Raw genomic sequence first — 23,580 nt, 5'->3', positions numbered from 1 at the left:
AAAGACCACGCGCGACTGACGGGGCCGCGTACCGACGGACGGGTAGTGGTCGGCGTGACAGACGAGGGTACGGCGTGGGGCGACGGCGATTCGGGGGCATCTGGGGGCCACTACCAGTTGGTTGGTACGGCTCAGGCGCCGCCGCGGTCGTCGATCGGTAGCGGGCGTGGTCGAACGGGGTTCATCGCAGTCCTCCTGGGACGGTTGTCGGGCGTGTTCGACCTTTGTAGGCGGAACTCGTGGGGACCGGTCCCCAGGTGCACTGCGCGTTCCCTACGATGGAGGGATGGTTCCTGGGGATCTCGTCGCGGATCGCTACCGCCTGGAGGCCGAGCTCGGCCGAGGGGGCATGGGGAGTGTGTGGCGCGCCTTCGATCTGCACCTGGGGCGTGAGGTCGCGCTGAAGCGATCCGTGGGGGAGAGCTCGGGCCACATCCGCCGCGAGGCCCGGGTCGGGGCGGGGCTGATGCACCCCAACGTCGTCGCGGTCTTCGACAGCGTCACCGACAACGGCGCGCAGTGGCTCGTCACGGAGTACGTGCCCGCGCGCAGCCTGGATCAGATCATCGAGGCCGACGGTCCCCTTCCCGAGTCTCGGGTGCTCGGGATCGGCGCCCAGCTGGCGGCGGCGCTGGTCGCGATCCACCAACGCGGCATCGTCCATCGCGACCTCAAGCCGGCGAATGTGCTGATCGCCGATGACGACGTCGCGAAGCTGACCGACCTCGGTATCGCGCGCTGGACGGAGATCACCCAGAGCGGTGGCGCCCAGCTGACCGGCACGCTGGGGTACGTCGCCCCTGAGGTCGCCAATGGTGCCGAGGCGACCGCAGCCTCCGACGTCTTCGCCCTCGGCGCCACCCTGTACGCCGCCGTCGAGGGCGGCTCGCCGTGGGGTGACGGTGCGGACGGGCCGTTCGCACAGATGCGCCGAGCCGCCGAAGGCCAGCCGCTCCCCTACGAACGGGCTCGAGAGATCGCGCCGCTGCTGGACGCCTTGATGGCCCGCGAGGCCGCGAACCGCCCGACCGCCACGGAAGCCCTGGCGATGCTGCAAGGCGGCGACGACGCCCAAGCCCGCGTCAAGCGGAAGCGCAGCCCGCGACGCACCAAGATCCTGTACGGCGTGGGCGTGCTGGCGGTCTGCACCGCCTTACTGGCTTGGTATCTGCCCCACCGCCCGGACACGCAACCGCCCGCAACACCGCAGGCCGGTCCGGATCTGACCAAGGCCGATCCCTGCGCGGCGATCTCGCTGGACGCCCTGCGTGAGTTCGGTACGCCGTTCGTGGATCCGGAGGTGCTGAACTTCGGTAGCTGCATCGCCACGACGACCCTCAAGGATCACGGGGGCAAGATCCAGAGCGTCCTCGACCTGATGGGCCCCGACCCGTCCCCGGATCGTCCGGTCACGCCCGGTCAGCTGGGCGCCATCGAGCGACCTCCGCCCGAGGAGGACGGGGCCTGCAAGCGCAGCATCACCCTTGCCGACACCAATCGCGTCGTCATCACGACCCACAACAACCAGGACGCCGACAAGGCGCCGATGTGCCTGGTCTCGGAGACGCTACTGGGCGACACCTTGACCATGCTCGCCAAGGGACCGCTGCCGGCGCGGAGCTGGGAGTTCCCGCCGCAGTCACTGGAGCACGTCGACGCCTGCACACTGCTCGCCGGGCCGCAGATCAGCCAGGAACTCGGCAAGGTCCCCGCGGCGGAGAAGGACTTCGGTGGCTGGGGCTGCGGCTGGAGCGGCGACGACGATCACGACATCAGCATTCGCTTCTCCCGCGAATGGCCGATCATCGCGGATCCGGAGGTCGGTGGCACGGTCGTCAAGATCGGCAACCGGTTCGCGCGCCTGATCCCGGAGAAGGACGACAAGACGGCCTGCGAGGCCTGGGTCGTGCATCGCAACTACCCGCCCCGCGTGCCCATCCCGGACGTCACCGAGAAGAGCTACGACGAGGTGGTCGTCGTACGGCTCGACGATCCGACCTCGCCCACGGCCGCCGCGACCTGTCAGGCGACGCGGACCTTGGCCGAGGCCGTGGTGCGATCGCTGCCTGGTCCCGCATGACCCCGGATCCCGCGCGAGCGAAGTACAACCAGCTGCGGAGTCTGCGGCACGGGCCGGGGGAGCCCCAGCCGGGCACCCTCAGCGCACTGACGATCAGCGAGAACATCGTGCTGCCTCCGACGCCTGGCGCTGAGGCCAGCTTCGGGCGGAACCGTCTCGACGTGGACCTGTGTGTCGGTGAGGACGACCTCCGGATCAGCAGGGTGCATGGGGTCTTCACTTATCAGCACGGCTACTGGTGGCTGCGCAATGTCGGTCGGCTGCCGATCCGGGTGAACACCGTCCTGCTTCACACCGGCAGCGAGCCGCTTCCGTTGGCTGTCGGCTACACCACGATCTTTCTGCGCGGCAACCGGCAGCGCGAACATCTCCTGGAGGTGCTGGTCTCCGATGGCGAGGACAGGGCGTCGCAGCCACGACCGAGCCAGATGACCGTGCCGCCGAAGCGGTGGCGGCTGACCCCGGAAGAGCACGTCACGCTCACGGTCATGGGTCAGCGCTACCTCGCCTACGACCCGCATCCGATGCCGTTGACCAGGCAGCAAACCGCCGCCGAGCTCGCCGAACTGCGGCCGCGCGAGGCTTGGACCGCGAAGCGGGTCGAGCACATCGTGTCGCGACTGCGGCAGCGGCTGTCCGATTCCGGAGTTGCCGGCCTGCGCCGTGAGGAGGTCGGCGAACCGATCGGTCTCACGCTCACCGTCAACCTGATCCGGGAGCTCATCCAGTCCACGACTCTGGTGCCGATGGACCTCGAATGGCTCGAACTCCCACCGGACAGCTGACGAAGTTTGGCGGTGGGCCTGCTCATCGGGGATCGTACGGTCTGTGACCGCTCCCTTGCGCGTCGATTTGCTCGGCCCCTTGGTCGTGCGGCGCGGTGAGACCTCGTACGAACCTGGGCCGCTGCGCCAGCAGGCATTGTTTGCTGTGCTCGCGTTGCAGGCCAACCGGGTGTGCACGGCCGAGGAGCTGTTCGACGCGGTGTGGGCCGACAAGCCACCGGCCAGTGGGCTGCGGGTGCTGCCGTCGTACATCTATCGGCTGCGCAAGGTCCTGCCGCTCAAAGGTTTGCTGGAGACGACGCGGGAGGGCTACATCCTGCGGCTGCCCGAAGAGGTCACCGATGTCGGCCGCTTCGATGCCGCGGTGCGGACCGCGGTCGCTCGCCAGAAGGAGGGCGACACGGCTGCTGCCGCTGCGAGTTATACCGAGGCACTCGAGTTGTTTCGGGGTGAGCCGCTGAGTGGGTTGCCGGGGCACTATCTGGCGGTGCATCGGCAGCGGCTGGTGGAGCGGCGTTACAAGGTGCTGAGTGATCGGATCGAGCTGGACCTGGCCGGTGGCCGGCACGCGGATATCACTCCGGAGCTGGTGGCCGTCGTGGCCGAGCGGCCGCTCGACGAACGGCTGGCCGGCCAGCTGATGCTTGCCCTGTACGCCGGTGGCCGGCAGGCCGAGGCGCAAGCCGTTTACACGTCGACGCGGGACACGCTGGTTGATCAGCTCGGCGTCGAGCCCGGCCCTGAACTGCGAGCGACCCACCAACGGATCCTGCGCAACGAGAGCACGGCATCGACCACCAAGGACGAGCTGCCGTATCAGGACGCCGCCTTCGTCGGACGCGACCGGGAACTGGCCGCGATCGTTGCGGCGCTCACGCCGGCCGAGCGCAGTGCGCCACCGGTTGTCGCAGTGGCCGGCATGGGTGGCGTCGGCAAGACGGCACTCGCGATTCGGGCCGCGCGAGAGGCCGCCGATGTGTACCCGGACGGATTGCTCTACCTGCAGTTGCACGGCCACACTCCTGGCCGCGAACCGCTGGCCACCCAAGCAGCGCTGGATCATCTGCTGAGCAGCATCGGTGTCAACCCGGAGCGGATCCCGCGAGACCTGGACAGCCAGGCCGCGCTGTGGCGATCCGAGGTCGCCGGTCGCCGGCTGCTGATCGTCCTGGACGACACCCCCAGCAGCCGGCTGATTCTGCCTTTGTTGCCTGGGGCATCAACTTGTGGCGTCCTGGTCACCAGCCGCCGGCAGCTGACCGGGCTCGACACACCCGAACAGTTCTCACTCGACGTCCTCGATCCTGCGGATGCGGCGAGACTCTTGGCCGACGTCATCGGCGCCGCTCGTGCAGCCGAGGTTCCGGAGGCGACCCGCGAGCTGCTGGAGCGCTGCGGGCAGATGCCGCTGGCGATCCGGATCGCCGGTGCCCGGCTGCGGCACCGCCCGGCCTGGACGGTCGAACACCTCAACCAGCGGCTCCAGGCCCAGGACCGGCGTCTGGACGAACTCAGCATCGACGGCCGCGGCGTCCGATCGACCTTCGCGATGTCGTACGAGCAGCTCAGTCCCGAGCAGCAGACGATGTTCCGCCGCCTCAGCCTGCTGCCGGGTCGCGACCTCGACCGGTACGGCGCGGGCGCGCTCGCCGACGTGGATCCGCTCGACGCGGGACTCGTGCTGGAGGATCTGTTCGACGCCAACCTGCTCCTGCAGCCGGCGGCCGATCGCTTTCAGTTCCATGACCTGTTGCGTCAGTACGCCACTGAGTTGAGTCAGCAGACCGATCCGGAGCCGGAGCGGCGTGCTGCCCTCGAGCGCCTGCTGGAGTACTACCTGCAGACGGCAGACCGGGCGAGTCTGCTGCTGACCAAAGCGAAGTTCATCCGGCTCGGCGACCGTCCGCGCGTCGATGGGCCCGAGCTGGCGACGTCCAAGGAAGGTCTGCTCTGGGGCGACCGGGAGAGCGGCAACATCTTCGCCGCGCTGCAGCGGGTGGCCGACGGATCCGCCGACGAGTGGAGCTGGCTGCTGGCCGGTGTGTTCGCACGGCACTTCCACGAACGTAACCAGGTCCATCAGCGTGACGCCCTGCTCGAACTCGGTCTGGCGGCTGCTCGCCGGCTCGGCAACCACGAGGCAGAGGCACGGCTCCGGTGGCGGATGGCCAATTTCATCAAGGTTCAGGAGGGACCGCTGCGCAGCATCGAGCTGGTGCGCGAAGCGCTCGACCTGATGCCCGACGACGGCGACGCCGTACTGCGGGTGGAGCTTCTCGACGGGCTCGCCCAGCTGCTGCGGCTCGTCGATCCCGGCGACGAGGCGATCGCGGCGCACACCGCGGCGCTCGAACTCGCGGAAGCGATCGGCGACCGGCGGATGCTGACCTACGCGACGATGGAGCTGGCGATCACCCAGGGCGCCCGGCACGAGCACCAGGAAGCGCTGGAGTCGTACCAGCGCGCGCTGACGATGGCGCGGACCAACGACGACCGTTCCCTGCAGCCGCATCTGCTCAACGGCATCGCCGAGTCCTGCAACGGACTCGGCCGTCCGGACGAGGCCATCGAGGCGGTCACCGAGTCGCAGCGGATCGCCGAGGAGATCGGGATGCGTTACAGCCAGATGGACTCGTTGTGCCAGCTCGGTGCGGCGTACTGCCTGCTGGGCGACTACGACCGGTCGATCGAGATCCTGCAGCGGTCGCTGAACATCTCACTCGAGATCGCCGACGTGTATGGCATCGACGAGGCCCGCTTGCAGCTCGGCCGTACCTATCTAGCGGCCGGTCGGCTCGCCGACAGCCGGTCGCAGTTCGGTGCGGTGGTCGCCAGCGCTCAGGACAGTCACCGAGCCCGGATCGCGGCGCTCGGCCTCGACGGGTTGGCGGCTTGCGCCGAGGCCGAAGGCACGGACGACGAAGCGGCCGCGCTCCTCGACGAGGCTCTGGACAGGCTTGGGCCGATGACCCCGTTGCATGCGGCCGATCTCCGTCGCCGCCGTGCCGCGATCGACGGGTCAGACTAGGACCGGCCCGGATCACTTGACGCGATCCGGGCCGGCCGGGGCGGGACTAGGGGTAACTGACCACGTTCACCGGGACTGTGCCCGGTGGGGTCACGGCTCCGGTGTCGTTGATGACGTGGGTGATGGTGCCCTGGTAGTTCAGGGACACCGTGCAGAGACTGTGGAAGCGCACTCCTGCGTTGGTGGGTGCCTCGAAGGCGTTGTAGGCGCTGACCGAGGGGTTGACGTTGAAGAAGTTGTAGCTGCCCATGCCCCAGGCCTCGTGTGAGGTCACGTTGTCGCCGACCTTGTACGCCGCGTACCCGTTACGGCCACTCGGCCGGTTCCAGCTCGCCTGGTTCGGGACGTCGTACGGCATCTCGTTCTGGAAGAAGATCGTCTTGCCACCTTGGCCGTTCCAGATCACCTGGGTCTTCTGGTAGTGCTCGACGAACAGGCCGGTGGCGAGCACATTGTTGCCGTTGACAAGCAATCCGGTGTCGGCGGTCGCCTGGGTCCAGCCCCAGGTGCCCGCGTTGCCGTGGTCGGCGCGCCAGGCCCAGATGTGGTCGATGAGCGTGTTGTTGCTGTTGACAACCAGGCTGGTCGTGGCGTGACCGGCGATCGAGCCGCCGATCCGGAAGAACACATCTTGGAGTGAGGTCGGGTTGGAGGCGTGGCTCGCCGATGAACCCGACGGGCCGACGGTCAGCAGTGCCGCGGAGTTCGTCGTACCGGCGTCGAAGAGCAGGCCCTTGATCCGGACGCCGTCGACGTCGGCGACCTGCATCGCGTTGACCCCGTTGTCCGGGATCAGCGTCGGGTAGCCGATGCCCAGTACGACGGTGTTGGCCCTGGTCACGTTGAGGGTCTGGTTGAGGTGGTAGACGCCGGGCGTGAAGAACAGGTTGCAGCCCGCCGACAGCGCCGAGTTGATGGTCGACGCGGTGTCGCCGGCCTTCACGACGTAGAACTGGCTCATCGGAATCGACGTACCGGGGGTGGAGCCGTTCGCCCAGCTCGCGCCGGACGCGTTGGTACGCAGCGACGGCGTGAAGACGCGGTACTTACCGGCGCTGTCCAAGTAGAGGTACGGGACATCTCGCGAGACCGGCGTGGTCGCGAGAGTCGTCTCGGGCGGGTTCGGGAACGTGGTCGGGGGAGCGCCCGGCGTACCGGAGAAGACCATGTTCCAGACGCCACCGGCCCAGCTGCCGAGGTTGCTGTCGCGGGTGTACCACTGCTGCTGGGAGATGGACGCGGTCTGGCCGGACACCTTGGTGTCGGCGATGTAGCCGCCGCTGGCGAAGCCGTAGCTCGCCGGGTAGAGCTGCAGGTTGCCGCGGATGTCCATCCGGCGGAACGGCGCCGCCTGCGCGACCGCCCAGCGGTTGGAGCCGCCGATCGGGTTCACGGCCATGTTCTCGGCGGAGCGCCAGAAGTTCTGCAGGGCAACGCCTTGGTCGGACTCGTTGAACGCGTCGACGGTGATGGCGCCGTTGATGACGACGTCGCCGGGGTTCTGGCCGAGGCCCGCGACCGAGGTGTAGTAGCCGACATCGTCATGCACGCTGTAGGAGCCGGGCTTGAACAGATGCGCCACCCGACGGTTCGCCATCTGCGCGGTCAGCGTGTCCTTCTGCGCGTTGAAGTCCGCATCGAGCTGCGCCTGGATGGTCGTCGACGACATGCTCGGGTCGAAGATGCGCGTGTTCGGACCGAAGTTCGGTACGTCGGGCTGCGTCGTACAGCTGACCGGTGCACTACCGATCGTGTACGTCGCACTGCCCACCGCGGAGTTCGTCAGCCCGGACTTGAGACCGATCGCGTTGACCGTGCGCGACGACGGCACGCTGATCGGACCGCTGTACAGCGTCGACGAGGCCGTCGGCGTGGATCCGTCCACCGTGTAGCGAATCGTCGAGCCGGCGGTGGCCGTCGAGATCGTCACCGTCTGCGCGGTCGTGTAGTTGCCGCCGGCGGGGGAGAAGGTCGGCGTCTCGACCGCCGGCGTGGTCGTGCCGCCGTGGGTGTAACTGAAGTGCGGAGTGTCGTACTGCGGCCCGCTCTTCTCGTAGGTGAACCAGTAGTCGACCACCGTTCCCGACGACAGACCGCTCACGGTCTTGCGCCAGGTCCCGCCGCTGAGGTCCATCCGGAGGTTCTGCTGGCCAAGGCCTGCGACCGTGTAGTGCACGTCGACGTAGACCGCCGCCGTGGTCGGGGTGAAGGCGATCTGGGCCTGGGTCGCGTTCAGCGACGTGACCGACTGCGTGTAGTCGTCGGCCGCCGTCGCTACGCCACCCACCAGGAGGGTCGAGCAGACGGCCAGAACAAGCGCGACGATCGCCGCACGCCAATGAGTACGACTTCGTTCGATCACGGGGTACCACCTCCGGGCGGAACAGGGCGGGTGACTGCAGTCATGTGAGAGCGCTCTCACATGAGCGGACAGTAAGCCGGGACCCACGCTGAGGGGAAGGGTTCGGTCGCAGGCGGTTGTTCGTAGCCCACCCACGGGCCCGCCGGGCAAACGGTTGATGAATTACTTTAGGAACTTGCGTTTCTTATTCGGGACGGTGGGGATACTGCGGGCAATCGCACTTGTCATATCTGGAGGAACCCCTATGAGATTCCGCCCCGTCTCATCCGTTCTGACCGCGGTCGCGCTGCTGGGGGCCGGTCTGCTGCCGGCCGTCGAAGCATCCGCCGTACCGCAGGCTGCGCCCGGTGAACCGTCCGGGCTGACCGTTCGCGAGACCGCGGCGGCGGCGCCCGCGGCCGGGAAGCGGGTTGTCGGCTACTTCACCGAGTGGGGTGTCTACGACCGCAACTACCACGTCAAGAACATCAAGACGAGCGGTTCGGCGGCCAAGCTGACCAACATCGTCTACGCCTTCGGCAACACCACCAACGGCCGCTGCACGATGGGTGACAGCTACGCCGCCTACGACAAGGCGTACGACGCGGCGGGGTCGGTCGACGGTGTCGCGGACACCTGGGACGCCGGAGCACTGCGCGGCAACTTCAACCAGCTGCGGAAGCTGAAGCGCGAGTTCCCGAACATCAAGGTGGTCTGGTCCTTCGGCGGCTGGACCTGGTCCGGCGGCTTCACGCAGGCCGCTCAGAACCCGACGGCCTTCGCCGACTCCTGCTACAGCCTGGTCAAGGACCCGCGCTGGGCCGATGTCTTCGACGGTATCGACGTCGACTGGGAGTACCCGAACGCCTGTGGTCTGTCCTGTGACACCAGCGGCCCCAACGCGTTCAATAACGTGATCACCGCGCTGCGGAACCGCTTCGGCTCCTCGGCTCTCGTCACCGCCGCCATCACCGCGGACGGCACCAACGGCGGCAAGATCGACGCCACCAACTACGCGGCGGCCGCGAGCAAGCTCGACTGGCTGATGCCGATGACATACGACTACTTCGGTGCGTTCAACGCGCAGGGCCCGACCGCTCCGCACTCACCGCTCACGTCGTACAGCGGGATCCCGACCGCCGGCTTCTACAGCGACGCCGCGATCCAGAAGCTGAAGAGCAAGGGCATCCCGGCCTCGAAGCTGCTGCTCGGCATCGGCTTCTACGGTCGCGGCTGGACCGGCGTCACCCAGGCCGCTCCCGGCGGCCGTGCAACCGGCGCCGCACCCGGCAAGTACGAGGCAGGCATCGAGGACTACAAGCTGATCTCGACCCGCTGCCCGTCCAACGGCACGGTCGGCGGTACGGCGTACGCGTTCTGCAACGGACAGTGGTGGGGCTACGACACCCCTGCCACCATCCGCAGCAAGATGACCTACGCCAACGGCCAGGGCCTCGGTGGCGCGTTCTTCTGGGAACTGTCCGGAGACACCAGCAACGGCGCCCTGATCACCGCGGTCAAGACGATCGGCTGACGCCGTACCGGCGGCGCCCGGGGAGCTCCCCGGGCGCTGTTTCGTTGCGCGTGGCAACTGGATTTGCCGGCGCCGGGCCGCGAGGATCGAGCGATGTCGACTGTGTTGCCCGCGGTGCTGGCGATCTTCCTCGGCGGTGCGCTGGCCTTCGTCCTGCTGACGCCGTTCGTCTATCGCACCTATCGGCGACGGGGTGAGCTCGGCTTCTGGCCGACAGTGCTCGCGTTCGGCTCGCTGCTGTACGGGCTGGCGCTGGTGGCGTACGTGCTCTTCCCGATTCCGGCGATCGACGCGGCCTGGTGCTCGGCGCACACCGCGCTCACGCATCCGCAGTTGAACCCACTTCAGTTCGTGGACGACATCGCGAAGTACCACAGCAGCCTGCTCGCCAATCCGGCGGTGCAACAGCTGGTCTTCAACGTCTTCCTCTTCATCCCACTCGGCGCGTACCTGCGGCACTACACGCGACGTGGTCCGCTGACGATCGTGGCGATCGGTCTCGGCGTCTCGCTGGCGATCGAGCTGACCCAGCTCACCGGCAACTGGTTCCTGTTCCGGTGCCCCTACCGGTTGTTCGACGTCGACGATCTGCTGACCAACACCGTCGGTACGGCGCTGGGCCTGCTCTTCGCGCCACTGCTTTCGCTGCTCGATCGTCGTCGCCACGGGGTCACCGCCGACGAGCCGCGGCCGGTGACGGTCTGGCGCCGGTTGCTGGGCATGGTGGTCGACTTCGTGGCGGTGACCGCGTTCGGCGGCACCTTCGCCATCCTCACCAACCTGGTCTACCACGGTGTCACCGGCGGCTGGCTGGATGGCGGTGCCGGTGGACGACTGGTCAACCTGACGCTCACCACGTGGTTGCCGGTCATCCTGCTGTTGGCCCTCCCGGCACTGAGCCGGCGGCAGGCGACGATCGGTCAGCTAGCCGTTCGGCTGCGCCGGGTGCGGCCGGGCGGTGGGCCGGCTCGCGGGCGGATGGTGGTGGCTCTGTTCTGCGGGACCTTCGGGTACTTCGTCTTCTACAGCCTGGGCGATTACGTGCCGGCGCTCGAGCGGCTGGCGCAACTGCTACCGCTCGCGACATTCGTCCTGGTGGTCTTCCGCAAGGATCGCGCCGGTCTGTCCGGACTCGTGAGCGGGCTGAGGCTGGAAGACGATCGCGGCTGATGCATGGACCGGGGTACTGGGTGAACTGTCACGGGGGACCGGTGGATCGTCTGCCGGAGTGAACGAAAGGAACCACCACCATGCTTTTCCTTCTGTGGATCATCGCCGCCATCCTGGTCATCTCCGGGATCGTCTCGATCGTGCGCGGCGGACTGATGTGGGGAATCATCCTGATCGTGGTCGGCCTGCTGGTCGGTCCGGGTGGAGTCAGCATCTTCAACTGATCCGCGGTATGCCCGCGGACCCTGGACAGCGATCTGGGGAGCATCCACCCCCCGAAGCGGGCGTGGATCCTCCCCGAACCAGCTCGGTCCCGGGCTGGAATCCTCCCCAAACCGGTTTGGGGAGGATTTTGTTCGCGCTCGCACGTGCTGTCAGGACTTGCGGGCGGCGCGGAAGAGCAAAGCACCCGCGGCTGTCGCCACCCCGGCCGCGGTCGCGGTGAGTACGTTGCGGTGGCGTGAGGACCAGAACTCGAAGCTCCGGCTGGTGGCCTTGTCGTCGAAGGCGCCGTGCGCGCCGAAGTCGCGATCGGCGTCGGCCGGCTTCCAGAGGTTCTCGGCGTCGGGCTTGGTGAGTTCGCTGTTCTGCTGGGATTCGTAACCGGTCCGGGCCAGGTAGCGATCGAGCAGCCCCGGGACGAACTTGTTGGCGATCAGCGTGCCCAGGGTCGGACCGCCGATCCAGTACTCGCGACGCTGCGGATGATCGGCCGCGAAGACGACCGCGTCGGCGGCGACCTCGGGCTGGAAGATCGGCGGGACGGGTTGCGGATGCTCGGGCAGCCGGGACAGCACCCAGGAGAACTGCGGGGTGTTCACGGCCGGCATCTGAACCATCGTGACATGCACATTCGTCTTGTCATGCAGGAGTTCCGACCGCAGTGAGTCGTGGAACCCCTGGATCGCGTGCTTCGCTCCGCAGTACGCCGATTGCAGCGGGATCCCGCGGTAGGCCAAAGCCGACCCGACCTGGACGATCGTGCCGCGATCACGCGGCTTCATCCGGTCGAGCGCCGCCCTGGTCGCGTACACGTACCCCAGGTACGACACCTCGGTGACGCGCTTGAACTCGCTCGGCTCGATCTCGGTGAACGGCGCGAAGACGCTGGTGAAGGCGACGTTGACCCACACGTCGATCGGCCCCAACTCGGCCTCGACCCGGGCCGCGGCCGCCTCCACCTCGTCGTACTCGGCCACATCGACCGCGATCGGCAACGCCGTACCGCCGGCTGCCTCGACGTCACGTGCCGCGGCGCGCAACCCTTCCGCACCCCGCGCGAGCAGCGCGACCTTGGCCCCGCGCCGGGCGAACGCGATCGCGCTCGCCCGGCCGATTCCGGCGCTGGCGCCGGTGACTACGACAACCTGGCTCACAGCTCTCCTTCGCTCTCAACCTTCTTCTTCAACTCGTTCTTGGGCAGTCCCGACGTTCCGGAGATGTCCGCGTTCGCCGCCTGCGTCAGGAGCTGGTCGCGCGTCATGTCGCCGGGCTGCTCGCCGAGATGCTTGGCACGGCTCGTCGCGAAGGCATCCGCGAGCTCGGTACGGCGTTCGGCCGACAGGTTGCTGCGCATCCCGGGCAGGAGCTTCGTCTCCTCTTCCTCGACGTGATGCGAGATCGCGTCGACGAGGTTCTGCAGCACCTTGTCGAAGTCCGGCGACTTCGGATCGGTGTCGGCGAGCTTGGCCAGCAACTTGTCGGCCTCGATGTGCTCCTGCTGGCTGTGCGAGACCTCTTCCTTCTCGCCCGCCTCCGAGGCGGCGACCGGGTAGACCTCGGCCTCCTCGGCGCGGCTGTGCGCGGTCAGTAGCGTGGTGAGCACCGGCAGCAGCGTCGGTCGCTTCTCCGGGTTCTCCTTGAGCTCATCGAAGAGCCGCTCGGCCTCTCGGTGGTCCTGCATGATCAGGTCGACTACGTCCGCGGTCATGGTGCTCCTTCGTGCGTCATGGTTCGGTGCTTTCCGGTACCCAGGCGGAACCAACGTGTACGGCGGGACGCGCAGGGGCACGGGAAAGCCATGCGACTCACGGAGACGGCCGATATCTGGTGGAAGAACGCAGTGATCTACTGCCTCGACGTCGAGACCTTCTTCGACACGAACGGCGACGGCTCGGGTGATCTGCGCGGCGTCGGCCAGCGGATCGATCATCTGGCCGATCTGGGCGTGACGTGTCTGTGGCTGATGCCGTTCTATCCGACGCCGGACCGCGACGACGGCTACGACATCACGGACTTCTACGGCGTCGACCCGCGGCTCGGCACCCACGGCGATCTGGTCGAGCTGCTCACGCTGGCGCAGGATCGCGGGATCCGGGTGATCGCGGACCTGGTGGTCAACCACACCTCGAACGAGCATCCGTGGTTCCAGAGCGCGCGGTCGTCGCCGGATTCGCCGTACCGGGGCTGGTATGTCTGGCGCGACGAGCCGCCGGCGAACCAGCACGAGGGGATCGTGTTCCCGGACCAGGAGACGAGCCTGTGGGAGTACGACAAGAAGGCGGGGCAGTACTACCTGCACCAGTTCTACAAGCATCAGCCGGATCTCGACATCGCGAACGCGGAGGTGCGCGAGGAGATCCAGCGCGTGATCGGCTTCTGGGCCGAGCTCGGTCTGTCGGGGTTCCGGGTGGACGCCGTACCGTTCCTGCTCGACACGTCCGGTGCGGTCGACGCGGGCAACCTGCCGGATCCGCATGGGTACCTGCGCGACCTTCGGGCGTTCCTGGAGCGGCGGCGCAGCCAGTCGATGCTGCTCGGCGAGGTCAACCTCAAGTATCCCGACGTACGGCGCTTCTTCGGTGACGAGGACGGCGACGAACTCACGATGTGCTTCGACTTCATCGGGATGCAGGCGCTCTACCTGTCGCTGGCCCGCAACGACCCGGCCTCGTTGGTGAAGGCGTTGCGCGAGCGTCCGCTGGCCGCGAAGCAAGGCCAGTGGGGCACGTTCGTGCGCAATCACGACGAGCTGACCCTGGACAAACTGTCCGATGCCGAACGGCAAGAGGTCTTCGACGCCTTCGGCCCCGACAAGGGTATGCAGCTGTACGGCCGCGGTCTGCGCCGGCGGCTGCCACCGATGCTGGACAACAACCAGGCCCGGATCAAGATGGTCTACAGCCTGCTGTTCTCGATGCCTGGGACGCCGGTGCTCTTCTACGGCGAGGAGATCGGGATGGGGGAGAACCTCGCGATCGAGGGCCGACGCGCTGTCCGTACTCCGATGCAGTGGACCGACGGACTCAACGGCGGCTTCTCCACGGCCGACCCGTCGCAACTCGCGGCGCCGGTCACCGAGGGCGAGTTCGGCCCGGCGAACGTCAACGTGGCCGCTCAGCGCCGCGATCCGAATTCACTGCTCAACTGGATCAAGCTGCTGGTACGGCGGTATCGCGAAAGCCCGGAGTTGTCCTGGGGCGAGTGCACGATTCTCGATCACAACTCATCGACCGTCTTCGCGCATCGCTCGACGTACGAGGACGGCGTGATTGTTGCCGTGCACAACTTTGCCGACGAGTTCGTACAGGTGAAGCTCGAGGTCGCGGACGCCGGGGCGGATCTCCGCGCGGTCGATCTGCTCCGGGCCGGGACGACCGACGTGGCCGCGGACGGCACGTTGTCGCTGGACCTGGAGCCGCACGGAGTCCGTTGGCTACGCGTCGTCGGACCGGACGACCGCTACATCATCTGAGGCCGCGGCCCTCGGCCAGCAACGCGAGGCGCTGCAGCGTCTCCGCGTTGCGCACATGCAGGATCGGGTCGGCGATCTGGGCCGGGATGAGCGTCGCCGGCCCCTTCGTCATGTGCTCACGCATGACGAGGTGACAGACGCCGTCCTTCTCGGTCGCCTCGAACTCGACCCTCCCCTCACCCGTCGGCCAGGCCCGCACCTTCAGTTCGAGCAGCCGTAGCGGCTCGTACCGGGTCACGGTCGTCGCATCGTTGATCAGCAGCGGCCAGGCGCCGACCGAGTGGTGAATGCTGTGCCCGGGCTCCGGCCAGCCCGGCTCGACGTCCCGGATCCGGGAGGCCCCGACCACCCACGCGGCATAACTCCACCCGTCGGTCAGTACGGCGAACACGTCCTCGACGGACGCGTTGATCAGGCGCTCGGTTTCACTCATGCGGGTCCAGTACCCCCGGCTCAACCCTTCCGGGCGTGGAACAGCGCGGCGCGGGCGGCATTGGAACCGCAGGCCCCGTGCACTCCACCGCCGGGATGCGCTGAGGCGGAGGCGAGGTAGAGCGACTTGATCGCGGTTTCGGACCGGCCCAGACCGGGCATCGGCCGGAGAAACAGTTCCTGGCGCAGGCCCGACGTACCGCCGTTGACGGCGCCGCCGACCAGGTTGGCATCGCGGCGTTCGAGCTCACGCGGGCTGAGGATCCGGCGCGCGGTGATCCGCTCGGCGAACCCTGGCGCGAATTGCTCGACCCGAGCCTCGATCCGCGCAGCCATCAACTCGGCCTCGGCGTCATCCCAGTGCCCGGTCAAGGCGCCGCCGGCGTCACCGCGCGTCTCCTGCGGGACGTGCGTGTAGGCCCAGGCGGACTCCGTGCCGGCCGGAGAGCGGGTGGCATCGGCGGTCGTCATCTGGCCCATCAGGAGGAACGGCCGGTCAGGGATGTACCCGGCGGCGAGCTGCCCGGACCATCGCCGTAGATCCGCGACCGAGTCCGCGAGATGCGCCGTACCGGGCGCCAGTGCGGGCTGCTCCCGCCACGGAATCGGTGAGCTCAGCGCCCAGTCGACCTTGATCGTGCCGGGATCCCACCGGAACGCCCGCAACCGCTGGTGCACATGCTTCGGTAACTGCTCGCGCGGAATGAGGTCCCGATACAACGCGGGCGCCGAGACATCCGCGAGCACCGCCCGCGCGGCGCCGTACTCGGTTCCGTCAGTTGTCCGTACGCCGATCGCCCGGCCACCGCGGATGAGGATCCGATCGACGCGAGCCTGGCAGACGACTTGGCCGCCATGCGCGACGAACCGTTTGACCAGTGCCTGCGAGAACTCACCAGCACCACCGCGTGGAACGGGATACCCGTACTGCTGCGCGATCATCACCAGCAGCCACCCCATCAACCCCGACCCCGGTGCCGTCGGAGCGATGTCGGCATGCTGCGAATTGGTTGCCATCAGCATCTTTGCGGCCTCGCCCGTGAACCGCCGATCGCCGACCCACTGGGTCGGTCCGAGCAACAGCTGCAGCCGTTTCCACCCCCGCACCCCCAAGAGGTGTCGCAGTACGCCGGCCCCGGCGCGTACCGGCGGGAACGGACTGAGCAACGCATCGATCACAGCCGGCCCGACACGCTCCCAATCGGAGTAGAGCTCAAGCCAAGCCTGCCCATCACCGGCCTGCAGCGTGTCCAGCGCGGCAGCCGTGTCAGTCGGATCGGGATGCACCAGCGCCCATCCGCCACCCGAGACCGGGTTCCCCACCGGCGCGGGCGCGTTGGACCACTCGAGCCCATACTCGCCGAGGTTCAAATTCTTGATCGTCGGCGACACCGCGGCCAACGGATAGAACGAGCTGAACGTGTCGTGTACGAACGCCGGATCGACCTCGGTCGAACTCCGCACCCCACCGCCCACCGCGTCGTTCGCCTCGAGCAGGACAACGTCCCACCCGGCATCGACCAGCAGGTTCGCCGCCACCAGCCCGTTCGGGCCCGCACCGACCACGACAGCATCACTCACAGTCTGTCGGTGCCCAGCCGCAAACGGTGCCAAGCCAACGATTGATTGTTCGGCGAGCTCTTGCGCTCGGGCGGATCGGAGCCTACTTTTCCGACTAATCATTAGGAAAGTTTCCTAACGGTTGAGTCTCTGCAGCTTCCTTTACCGCCCGGAGGACACCGCTGATGTCTTATCTACTTCGTGGGCTGACCGCTGCGGCGGTCGTTGCCTCTGCACTGTTCGTCCCACCTGCTCCGGCCGCGCAAGCGGCCGACACCTTGCTCTCCCAGGGGAAGCCCGCCACCGCGTCGTCCGTCGAGAGTAGTGGGTTCGCGGCCGGCCTGGCCGTGGACGGAAACGCCAGTACTCGGTGGGCCAGCGTCGAAGGTCATGATCCGGAGTGGATCAGGGTCGACCTCGGCGCCACCGCGACCATCTCCCGCGTCAAGCTGAACTGGGAGGCGGCGTACGGGAAGAGCTACAAGATCCAGACGTCGGCCGACGGTTCGACGGGCTGGACCGATGTCTTCTCGACCACGACCGGGAACGGCGCGACCGACGACCTGACCCTGTCGGGCAGCGGCCGGTACGTTCGCGTCTACGGGACCGCGCGCGGGACGTCGTACGGGTATTCGCTGTTCGACTTCGAGGTCTACGGGACGACGGGCGGCAACCCGGGTGACACCACACCCCCGAGTACGCCGACCGGTCTCGCGGCCACGGGGACCACGTCGAGCAGCGTTTCGCTGGCGTGGAACGCGTCCACGGACAACGTCGGCGTGACTGGGTACGTCGTTTATCGCAACGGCACCGAGGTCGCCACCAGCGCCGGCACTACTTACACGGACACCGGCCGTACGGCGTCGACCAGCTACACGTACACGGTCAAGGCACGTGATGCGGCCGGCAACCTGTCCGCGGTGAGCAACTCCGTGACGGCGACCACGCAAGCCGGTGGTGGCGGCGGAGGACCCGCCGTACCGTTCGGCAGCCACCAGTTCCCGTACGCGGCCGGCATGCTGAAGCCGTCGGGCTCGCAGGCCACGATCGACCAGAAGGTCGTGGACTACTACCAGGCGTGGAAGTCGGCCTTCGTCAAGCAGAACTGCGGCAACGGCTGGTACCAGATCATCTCGCCGGACGCCGATCACCCGTACGTCGCCGAGGCGCAGGGCTACGGAATGGTCATCACCGCGACCATGGCCGGTGCGGACCCGAACGCCAAGACGATCTTCGACGGCCTGGTCAAGTACATGCTGGCCCACCCGTCGGTGAACAACGCCGACCTGCTGGCCGCCGAGCAAGACACGTCCTGTAAGAGCGTCAACGGTTCGGACAGCGCGACCGACGGCGACATGGATGTCGCCTACGGCCTCCTGCTCGCCGACAAGCAGTGGGGGAGCACCGGCACCTACAACTACAAGCAGCTCGCGATCAAGCACATCAACGCGATCAAGGCGAGCGAGATCAACCCGAACACGAACCTGCTCACGTTCGGCGACTGGAGTACCTCCGGTGACTCCACCTACAACATGTCCCGCACGTCGGACTGGATGATCGACCACTTCCGCGCCTTCAAGACGGCCACCGGCAACGCGGTCTGGGACACCATCCGCACCAAGCACCAGACCGTGACCACGTCCCTGCAGAACAACTACGCGGCCAGCACCGGCCTGCTACCCGACTTCGTCATCAACACCAACAGCACCCCGAAGCCGGCCGCCGGCCAGGTCCTGGAGGACCCGAACGACGGTCAGTTCTGGTGGAACGCCTGCCGCGACCCGTGGCGGATCGGCGCCGACGCGGTCACCAGCGGGGATGCCGCCTCGCTCGCCTCGGCCCGCAAGCTCAACACCTGGATCAAGTCGAAGACCGGCGGCAACGCGAGCAGCATCGCCACCGGTTACAAGCTGAACGGAACCGCGATCGACTCCAGCAGCGACGCGGCCTTCTTCGCGCCGTTCGCGGTCACGGCGATGACGGACTCCGGCAGCCAGGCGTGGCTCGACGCCATCTGGAACAAGATGCTGACCACGCCGGTCGACACCAGCAGCTACTACGCGGCCAGCATCCAGCTGCAGGTCATGATCACCGTCACCCAGAACCACTGGGTGCCGTAACCACCGATGCCCGCGCGGTCTCGGCCGCGCGGGCACTGCCCGATCAGGCCGGTGCGGCTCGGTAGGCGTTGCCCGAGGCGTTCGGGGTCGCGCCGTTGCACAGGCCGGTCGGGAAGACCTGGGTGTTGAGGGTGAACCAGGCGTAGCGCTCGACGAAGCTCTTCCCGGCCAGCATCGCGGTCGACCGCTTGATGAAGTCGACCTGCTGGGCCTCACTCGGGTAGCGGGCCGTGCCGGTGGACCAGTCGACCAGCGCGTACTCGGTGATCCAGACCGGCTTGTTGTAGCGAGCGCGGACCGCGTTCACGTAGCTCTCGAGCTGGCCGGTCGCATTCGAGGAGAAGTCCCCGCCGTACCAGTGCAGCGGGATGAAGTCGACGCGATAGCCACGCGCGGCGGCGCCGGACATGAAGCGATCCAGCCAGCCGCCGGGATCGGCCCCACCGTACGCGACCGCGGGTGCACCGAGCCGCATGCCGGTCGCCTGGAGCTGCGGCCACAGGTTCAAGGCCTCGTCGACCGACATGTTGGCCTGGCCGCCCATGTCGGGCTCGTTGAAGCCGAGCAGCGTGCTGCCGTTGGCCTTGGCGTCGTTCAGGGCTCCGGAGTTGACCGATCCGCGCCCCCAGATCATCGGGACGAACTCGACGCCGGCCGGCTTCGCGACGCCCTGGGGGTTGGTGGCCCAGGAGTAGAACCAGCTGGCGTTGACAGCGGTCAGGGCCTGCGAGGCGCCGGCGACGTTGTTGGTGCTGGCACCTTTCTTGGTTGCCAGGACCTGGGCGTTCGACGGTACGGCGAGGACGAAGGACAGCAGGACGGTCAGAGCGACCAGAAGCGTTTTTCGCATGGGTGAACTCCCTGGGGGCGGTTCACCCGAGCGTCGCAGACCCTGACAGCGTTGACATCAGCTCAGCCCAAGGACTGTGGTTGTTCAGCAGGTTCTACGGATGTACGTCGGACTCCCGGGAGCGGTGACCTCGCGGTCGCGCAGGACCACGCTCAGTCGGCCGCCGAACGCCGTACAGGCTTTGCGGAGGCCGTCGGCGGTGTACTCGACGACGAGGACGTTGTCGGCGAAGGCCTCGGCGTACGTCGCACACTCGTCGTACTGGCCGCACTCTTCGGAGACGGCGAAGTCGAGCCCGACGGTCTTGCGGTCGGCGGCGAGGTCAGCCGTGTTCTTCTGGCCGATCGCCAGGCTGCGGCTGTGCGCGTGCTCAGCGAGCAGGGTCAGCAGTGCCTTGGCGTGGTCGGGCGTCAGTAGTCCCTTGGACCGGGTGTAGCTGTCGTAGTTGTCCGGCTCGATGGCCTTGTAGCCGCTCGCGGCGCAGCCGTCGATCCAGGTGCTCAGCTTGGCCGCGATCCGTGTCCGCTTGTCAGCCGTCCGCAGGTCGAGCAAGGGCTCGTCCCAGTCCTCGTCGATCACGAGCTTGCCGGCGCCGTCGCGGAGCAGTAGGTCCTGATCCCAGTCGCCGTCCTCGCCGGGCTGGGTCTGGAACGCGTTGACGTAACAGACGTTGTACAGGCCTTGGACGATCGGCGCGGTCCGGTCCCGGACCACGACCTTGACATCAGCGGCCGGCGGATAGGGCCCACCGAGCTGATAGTCGAGCCCGGCGTGAAGCGGCGGAGCCTCGATGGTCGCCGCTGGTTCGGATGCCTTGGGCAACTGGTTCACCACGATGAGGCCGGCGGCAAGCACCACGACCACGGCCAGCCCGATCAGCACGATCCGACGGTTCGCCACGCGGTCACCTTAGCCCCTTCGCTGTCTAGACTCCTGTGATGCAGTACGCCAACGAGCAGGACCGGTACGACGCCATCCACGCGAGCACGCTGGCCAAGTTACGGCCGCCGCGCGCCGACCTCGCCGTACTGGAGGGCGAGGCGCTGGTCCGCAAGCTCACCGAAGAGGCCCTGGCCGAGTACTACGACGACCAGATCGCCGCCAACCACGCCTGGGACTACGTCGAACGCCAAGTCCGCCGGGCCGTCGACGAGGCGTAATGCCGGGGGTGGGGGAGCAGGACGCGGCTGTCGCGAGGATCCTCGCGCAGTACCGGACGCCCGCGGACCGGATGGCGGCGCTCGAACGGAGCTCCGAGTTCGGTTACGGCCTACACGCCGCCAGCGACGAGCAGGCGGAGATCGCCACCGTCGCGAGCTACCTCCAGGTCCAGCAGCGCAGTTGGCGCGCTGAGCTCGCGAGCCGGGATGCGGGCAACCCGCCGCAGCGGCCCGGCTGGGAGGCCTTTCAGCAGGCGATGGACGACTTCGTCCCCGAGGTCGAGCGCACCCAGCCGAACTGGTTCCTGCAGGAGAACGGCTACAAGGTCACGGGTACGAACCAGGACGAGCTGAACGCCATCGCCGCAGCCCGCGAGCACGCACCGCGTGACGACCCGCAGCAGCAGTTGGGCATCACCTATCAGCGGGACACGACGTACGCGATGCTGCCCGACGGAGCGATCTCCAAGCACGTCGGCTCCTTCGACGCCGGTACGACGGCCGCCGCGGCTGCTGGTTGGGTCGGCCACGTGGTCCGGGTACACGTGGATGCCGACGAGTTGCGGCTGCGGGTGACGGGTGTGACCGAGGACGGGGCGATCCAGGGGGCGGTGCTCGCCGGCCCGGTCGGCAACCGCGGGCTGACGGTGGGCTCGCCGGTGTCGTTGCAGAAGAACGGGTCGACCGGTGAGCTGACGATTGACGGGGAGTCCGCGGGCAGCGACTGGAAGGCGACGTTCGAGACCTTCGCCTATCACCAGGGGTATACCCGGGTGAACGAGGGCGTCGGCATGCACGTGCCCGGCGCCGGTCGGCCCGAGAACCGCAATCGTGGCCCGAGCCGCGCGGTCAACGACGAGCTGTTCGACCAGATCCGGACGGTCTACAACAACGTGGAGGCGCCGGAGCAGGGATACGCCCGGACGCTGGGGCCGACGCGGACCCGGCTGAACTTCCACGAAGCCGGGTGGGATCTGCACGTGCCGCCGCACCGCAGGCTCGGCGGCGATGCCATGTTCACGGAGGCCGAGCACCCGGACCCAGCGCCGTACAAGCCCGACCTGCCGGTGGCGGCGACGATCGACGTCAGTGACCCCGGCTGGTACCACGAGTTGACGAACTCGACACCGGACCGCTTCGTCGGCGGCCGCTCGAGCAGCGCCGCCCTCTACCTGTCCGCCGCAACCATGCTCGTGCAGGAAGACCGTCTCTCGACCGACGAGGCCCAAGACCTGATGGCGTTCGCCGTCGCCGACATGGTCGCCAGCGGCGAACACAGCATGCCCGAATGCATGATCAGCGTCGTCATGGCCGCCGACAGCGCCGAACCCTGGCAGGACACCCCACTCAACCTCACCAAAGAGACCCCACCCCTGAAGGCCTGGCTCCACCTGGTGGGTCCCGAGACCAGGGACGAGATGCGCACCGAGGCCAAGGCCGGACTACAACAGGTCCTCGCGAACCCGTCGCCCGATCCGAGGGTCGTCAAAGGCCTGACCATGATGGTGAAGGCGACGAACGAGTACGACCGCGAGACCGGCGAGCTGAACAAGGCCCTGCAAGCCGGCCTCAACCCCACCCCCGCAGGTGCCCAGCGAGTGGCCACCTCTCCGGACGCGCGCCCGCGCGCGAGCGCCGCCGTACAAGAAACCGACCGCACCCGCTAACGCCCCGACCTCCGTGCCGCGCCGGCCCGCGCGGGTGAGCCGGTACGCCGGGGTGCCCCGTGCCCCGTGCCCCGTGCCCGGTGCGCGGTTGGGCCGGGGAGCGGAACTGACCTCAATCGACAGGCAGAACTCCCCAGCGCCTCCTGTCCCCGGCCACCACTGATACCCGGAGACAGGAAGTCGTGGCCGGAGACGGCGGACACCACGCCTCCGACGATCCCAAACGCTCTCCTGCCACCACTGGTAGCGCGACAGCGATCCCGCGACGAGAAGACGGCCGCGTCCTTGACCGGGTCGGCCGCGACCGGGCTGCACGAGCAACGTGAGCGGTCGTAGCCCCGCTCCGTGGTGGTCGCCGTCTGGCGGTCGTCCTCCCCAAACCGGTTTGGGGCGCCGAGTTGGTTTGGGGAGGATCCAGGACGGGTTCGGGGTGTCGATCCTCCCCAGATGGACTTTTCGGGGGACAGGCGTCTCCTCGAACCGGTTTGGGGAGAGTTCGAGGGGGAGGGGGTGGCGGCGGTGATCGTGCGGGAGGCGGGCCGAAACTGCCTGGCGGAGCGTTGGGGGACCCCGATTTGCATCCGTCTGGTGAATGACAGTAATGTTCTTCTTGTTGGGAGCGAGTGCAGGACGCGGAAGCGGCCGGACCTCCTGACCACCCTCTAAGGAAGCGTAGCTGAGACGCGTCTACGGACTCGGATCGGCCGCTGAGACACGGGTGACTGGGACGAAAACGGCCGATTTGACCGGCTGGAATCGAAACAGTAATGTTTGGCGGGTTGCCCCGGAGCTTCGAATGAGAGTTTGAAGCGCGGTGTGCGTCCGATTCTTGAGAACTCAACAGCGTGCCGAAAGTCAATGCCGAAATTAAAGCATTAACCCCGTGCATAGACAGTGGCGAATCTCCGGGCCCTGGGTCTTCGACCTTTTGGGTGTGGGGTTTGTTTTGTCTGTGTTCGGATTCCTTTGAATGTAATTTCTGGATTCAGTCAGTTTGATTGTCTCTGATGTTCAAAGGATCAACCGATGTTGTTGACTATGTCGGATTCCTTCGGGGGTTCGGCTTGTCTATATTTTTCAACGGAGAGTTTGATCCTGGCTCAGGACGAACGCTGGCGGCGTGCTTAACACATGCAAGTCGAGCGGTAAGGCCCCTTCG

Annotated in this window: 17 protein-coding genes and 1 rRNA gene; 11 read left to right on the top strand and 7 right to left on the bottom strand. The window is 67.4% G+C overall.

The genetic code is table 11. From position 1 onward, the window contains the following. The first annotated feature begins 286 nt into the window (after positions 1–286). The 3 genes from ACIA49_RS32425 to ACIA49_RS32415 are packed head-to-tail and all read left to right on the top strand — an operon-like array spanning position 287 to position 5,893. The gene (locus ACIA49_RS32425) at positions 287–2,080 is read left to right on the top strand and encodes a protein kinase (protein ID WP_396381650.1); all 1,794 of its coding nucleotides are present in this window, start codon (positions 287–289) and stop codon (positions 2,078–2,080) included. Continuing rightward, on the top strand, positions 2,077–2,865 hold the full coding sequence (locus ACIA49_RS32420) for a hypothetical protein (protein WP_396381648.1): 789 nt from the start codon (positions 2,077–2,079) through the stop codon (positions 2,863–2,865). Before ACIA49_RS32425 ends, ACIA49_RS32420 begins: the two co-directional genes overlap by 4 nt. A 43-nt stretch (positions 2,866–2,908) precedes the next feature. Next, complete coding sequence (locus ACIA49_RS32415) at positions 2,909–5,893, top strand: AfsR/SARP family transcriptional regulator (RefSeq protein ID WP_396381646.1); 2,985 nt, start codon at positions 2,909–2,911, stop codon at positions 5,891–5,893. A gap of 46 nt (positions 5,894–5,939) precedes the next feature. On the opposite strand, the gene ACIA49_RS32410 is transcribed toward ACIA49_RS32415, so the two are convergent. Further along, positions 5,940–8,255 (bottom strand): chitobiase/beta-hexosaminidase C-terminal domain-containing protein, encoded by a 2,316-nt coding sequence (locus tag ACIA49_RS32410; RefSeq protein ID WP_396381644.1) that lies wholly within the window; start codon positions 8,253–8,255, stop codon positions 5,940–5,942. A 244-nt stretch (positions 8,256–8,499) separates the two neighbouring features. Here ACIA49_RS32410 and ACIA49_RS32405 point away from each other — a divergent pair, with 244 nt between their 5' ends. The 3 genes from ACIA49_RS32405 (at position 8,500) to ACIA49_RS32395 (ending at position 11,162) form a co-directional block, all read left to right on the top strand. Next, a complete protein-coding gene (locus ACIA49_RS32405) occupies positions 8,500–9,768 on the top strand; it encodes a glycoside hydrolase family 18 protein (protein WP_396381643.1) in 1,269 nt (422 codons plus the stop codon). Between the two features lie 93 nt (positions 9,769–9,861). After that, entirely contained in the window at positions 9,862–10,938 is a 1,077-nt protein-coding gene (locus tag ACIA49_RS32400; protein WP_396381642.1) for a VanZ family protein, read from the top strand. An 80-nt stretch (positions 10,939–11,018) separates the two neighbouring features. After that, positions 11,019–11,162, top strand: a complete 144-nt coding sequence (locus tag ACIA49_RS32395) for a GPGG-motif small membrane protein (protein WP_391546007.1) — start codon at positions 11,019–11,021, stop codon at positions 11,160–11,162. Between the two features lie 150 nt (positions 11,163–11,312). Here the strand turns inward: ACIA49_RS32395 and ACIA49_RS32390 are convergent, their stop codons facing one another. After that, on the bottom strand, positions 11,313–12,314 hold the full coding sequence (locus tag ACIA49_RS32390; protein ID WP_396381641.1) for an SDR family oxidoreductase: 1,002 nt from the start codon (positions 12,312–12,314) through the stop codon (positions 11,313–11,315). Next, positions 12,311–12,868: a hemerythrin domain-containing protein gene (locus ACIA49_RS32385; protein WP_396381639.1), complete on the bottom strand. Its 558-nt coding sequence runs from the start codon at positions 12,866–12,868 to the stop codon at positions 12,311–12,313. Before ACIA49_RS32385 ends, ACIA49_RS32390 begins: the two co-directional genes overlap by 4 nt. A 90-nt stretch (positions 12,869–12,958) precedes the next feature. On the opposite strand from ACIA49_RS32385, the gene ACIA49_RS32380 reads away from it, so the two are divergent. Beyond that, positions 12,959–14,632 (top strand): alpha-amylase family protein, encoded by a 1,674-nt coding sequence (locus ACIA49_RS32380; protein ID WP_396381638.1) that lies wholly within the window; start codon positions 12,959–12,961, stop codon positions 14,630–14,632. Here the strand turns inward: ACIA49_RS32380 and ACIA49_RS32375 are convergent. Further along, a complete protein-coding gene (locus ACIA49_RS32375; protein ID WP_396381636.1) occupies positions 14,625–15,065 on the bottom strand; it encodes an SRPBCC family protein in 441 nt (146 codons plus the stop codon). The two genes, ACIA49_RS32380 and ACIA49_RS32375, sit on opposite strands and share 8 nt — an antisense overlap. Before the next feature lie 20 nt (positions 15,066–15,085). Continuing rightward, complete coding sequence (locus ACIA49_RS32370; RefSeq protein WP_396381634.1) at positions 15,086–16,645, bottom strand: phytoene desaturase family protein; 1,560 nt, start codon at positions 16,643–16,645, stop codon at positions 15,086–15,088. 164 nt (positions 16,646–16,809) lie between these two features. Between ACIA49_RS32370 and ACIA49_RS32365 the strand changes: the two genes are divergently transcribed. Then, complete coding sequence (locus ACIA49_RS32365; protein ID WP_396381632.1) at positions 16,810–18,744, top strand: glycosyl hydrolase family 8; 1,935 nt, start codon at positions 16,810–16,812, stop codon at positions 18,742–18,744. A gap of 43 nt (positions 18,745–18,787) precedes the next feature. Here ACIA49_RS32365 and ACIA49_RS32360 read toward each other — a convergent pair whose 3' ends face one another. Next, on the bottom strand, positions 18,788–19,594 hold the full coding sequence (locus ACIA49_RS32360) for a glycoside hydrolase family protein (protein ID WP_396381631.1): 807 nt from the start codon (positions 19,592–19,594) through the stop codon (positions 18,788–18,790). An 84-nt stretch (positions 19,595–19,678) separates the two neighbouring features. After that, positions 19,679–20,494: an endo alpha-1,4 polygalactosaminidase gene (locus ACIA49_RS32355; protein WP_396381630.1), complete on the bottom strand. Its 816-nt coding sequence runs from the start codon at positions 20,492–20,494 to the stop codon at positions 19,679–19,681. Between the two features lie 38 nt (positions 20,495–20,532). Between ACIA49_RS32355 and ACIA49_RS32350 the strand changes: the two genes are divergently transcribed. From ACIA49_RS32350 to ACIA49_RS32340, 3 genes are all read left to right on the top strand, one after another. Further along, entirely contained in the window at positions 20,533–20,754 is a 222-nt protein-coding gene (locus ACIA49_RS32350) for a hypothetical protein (protein WP_396381628.1), read from the top strand. Then, positions 20,754–22,421, top strand: coding sequence for a hypothetical protein (locus ACIA49_RS32345; protein ID WP_396381626.1), 1,668 nt, complete (start codon positions 20,754–20,756; stop codon positions 22,419–22,421). Before ACIA49_RS32350 ends, ACIA49_RS32345 begins: the two co-directional genes overlap by 1 nt. Positions 22,422–23,498: 1,077 nt before the next feature. Further along, a 16S ribosomal RNA gene (locus ACIA49_RS32340) occupies positions 23,499–23,580 on the top strand; the annotation flags it as partial.

Source organism: Kribbella sp. NPDC051587, assembly GCF_044453945.1.
Lineage (GTDB): Bacteria > Actinomycetota > Actinomycetes > Propionibacteriales > Kribbellaceae > Kribbella.
This window is presented reverse-complemented; position numbering and strand designations above follow the sequence as displayed.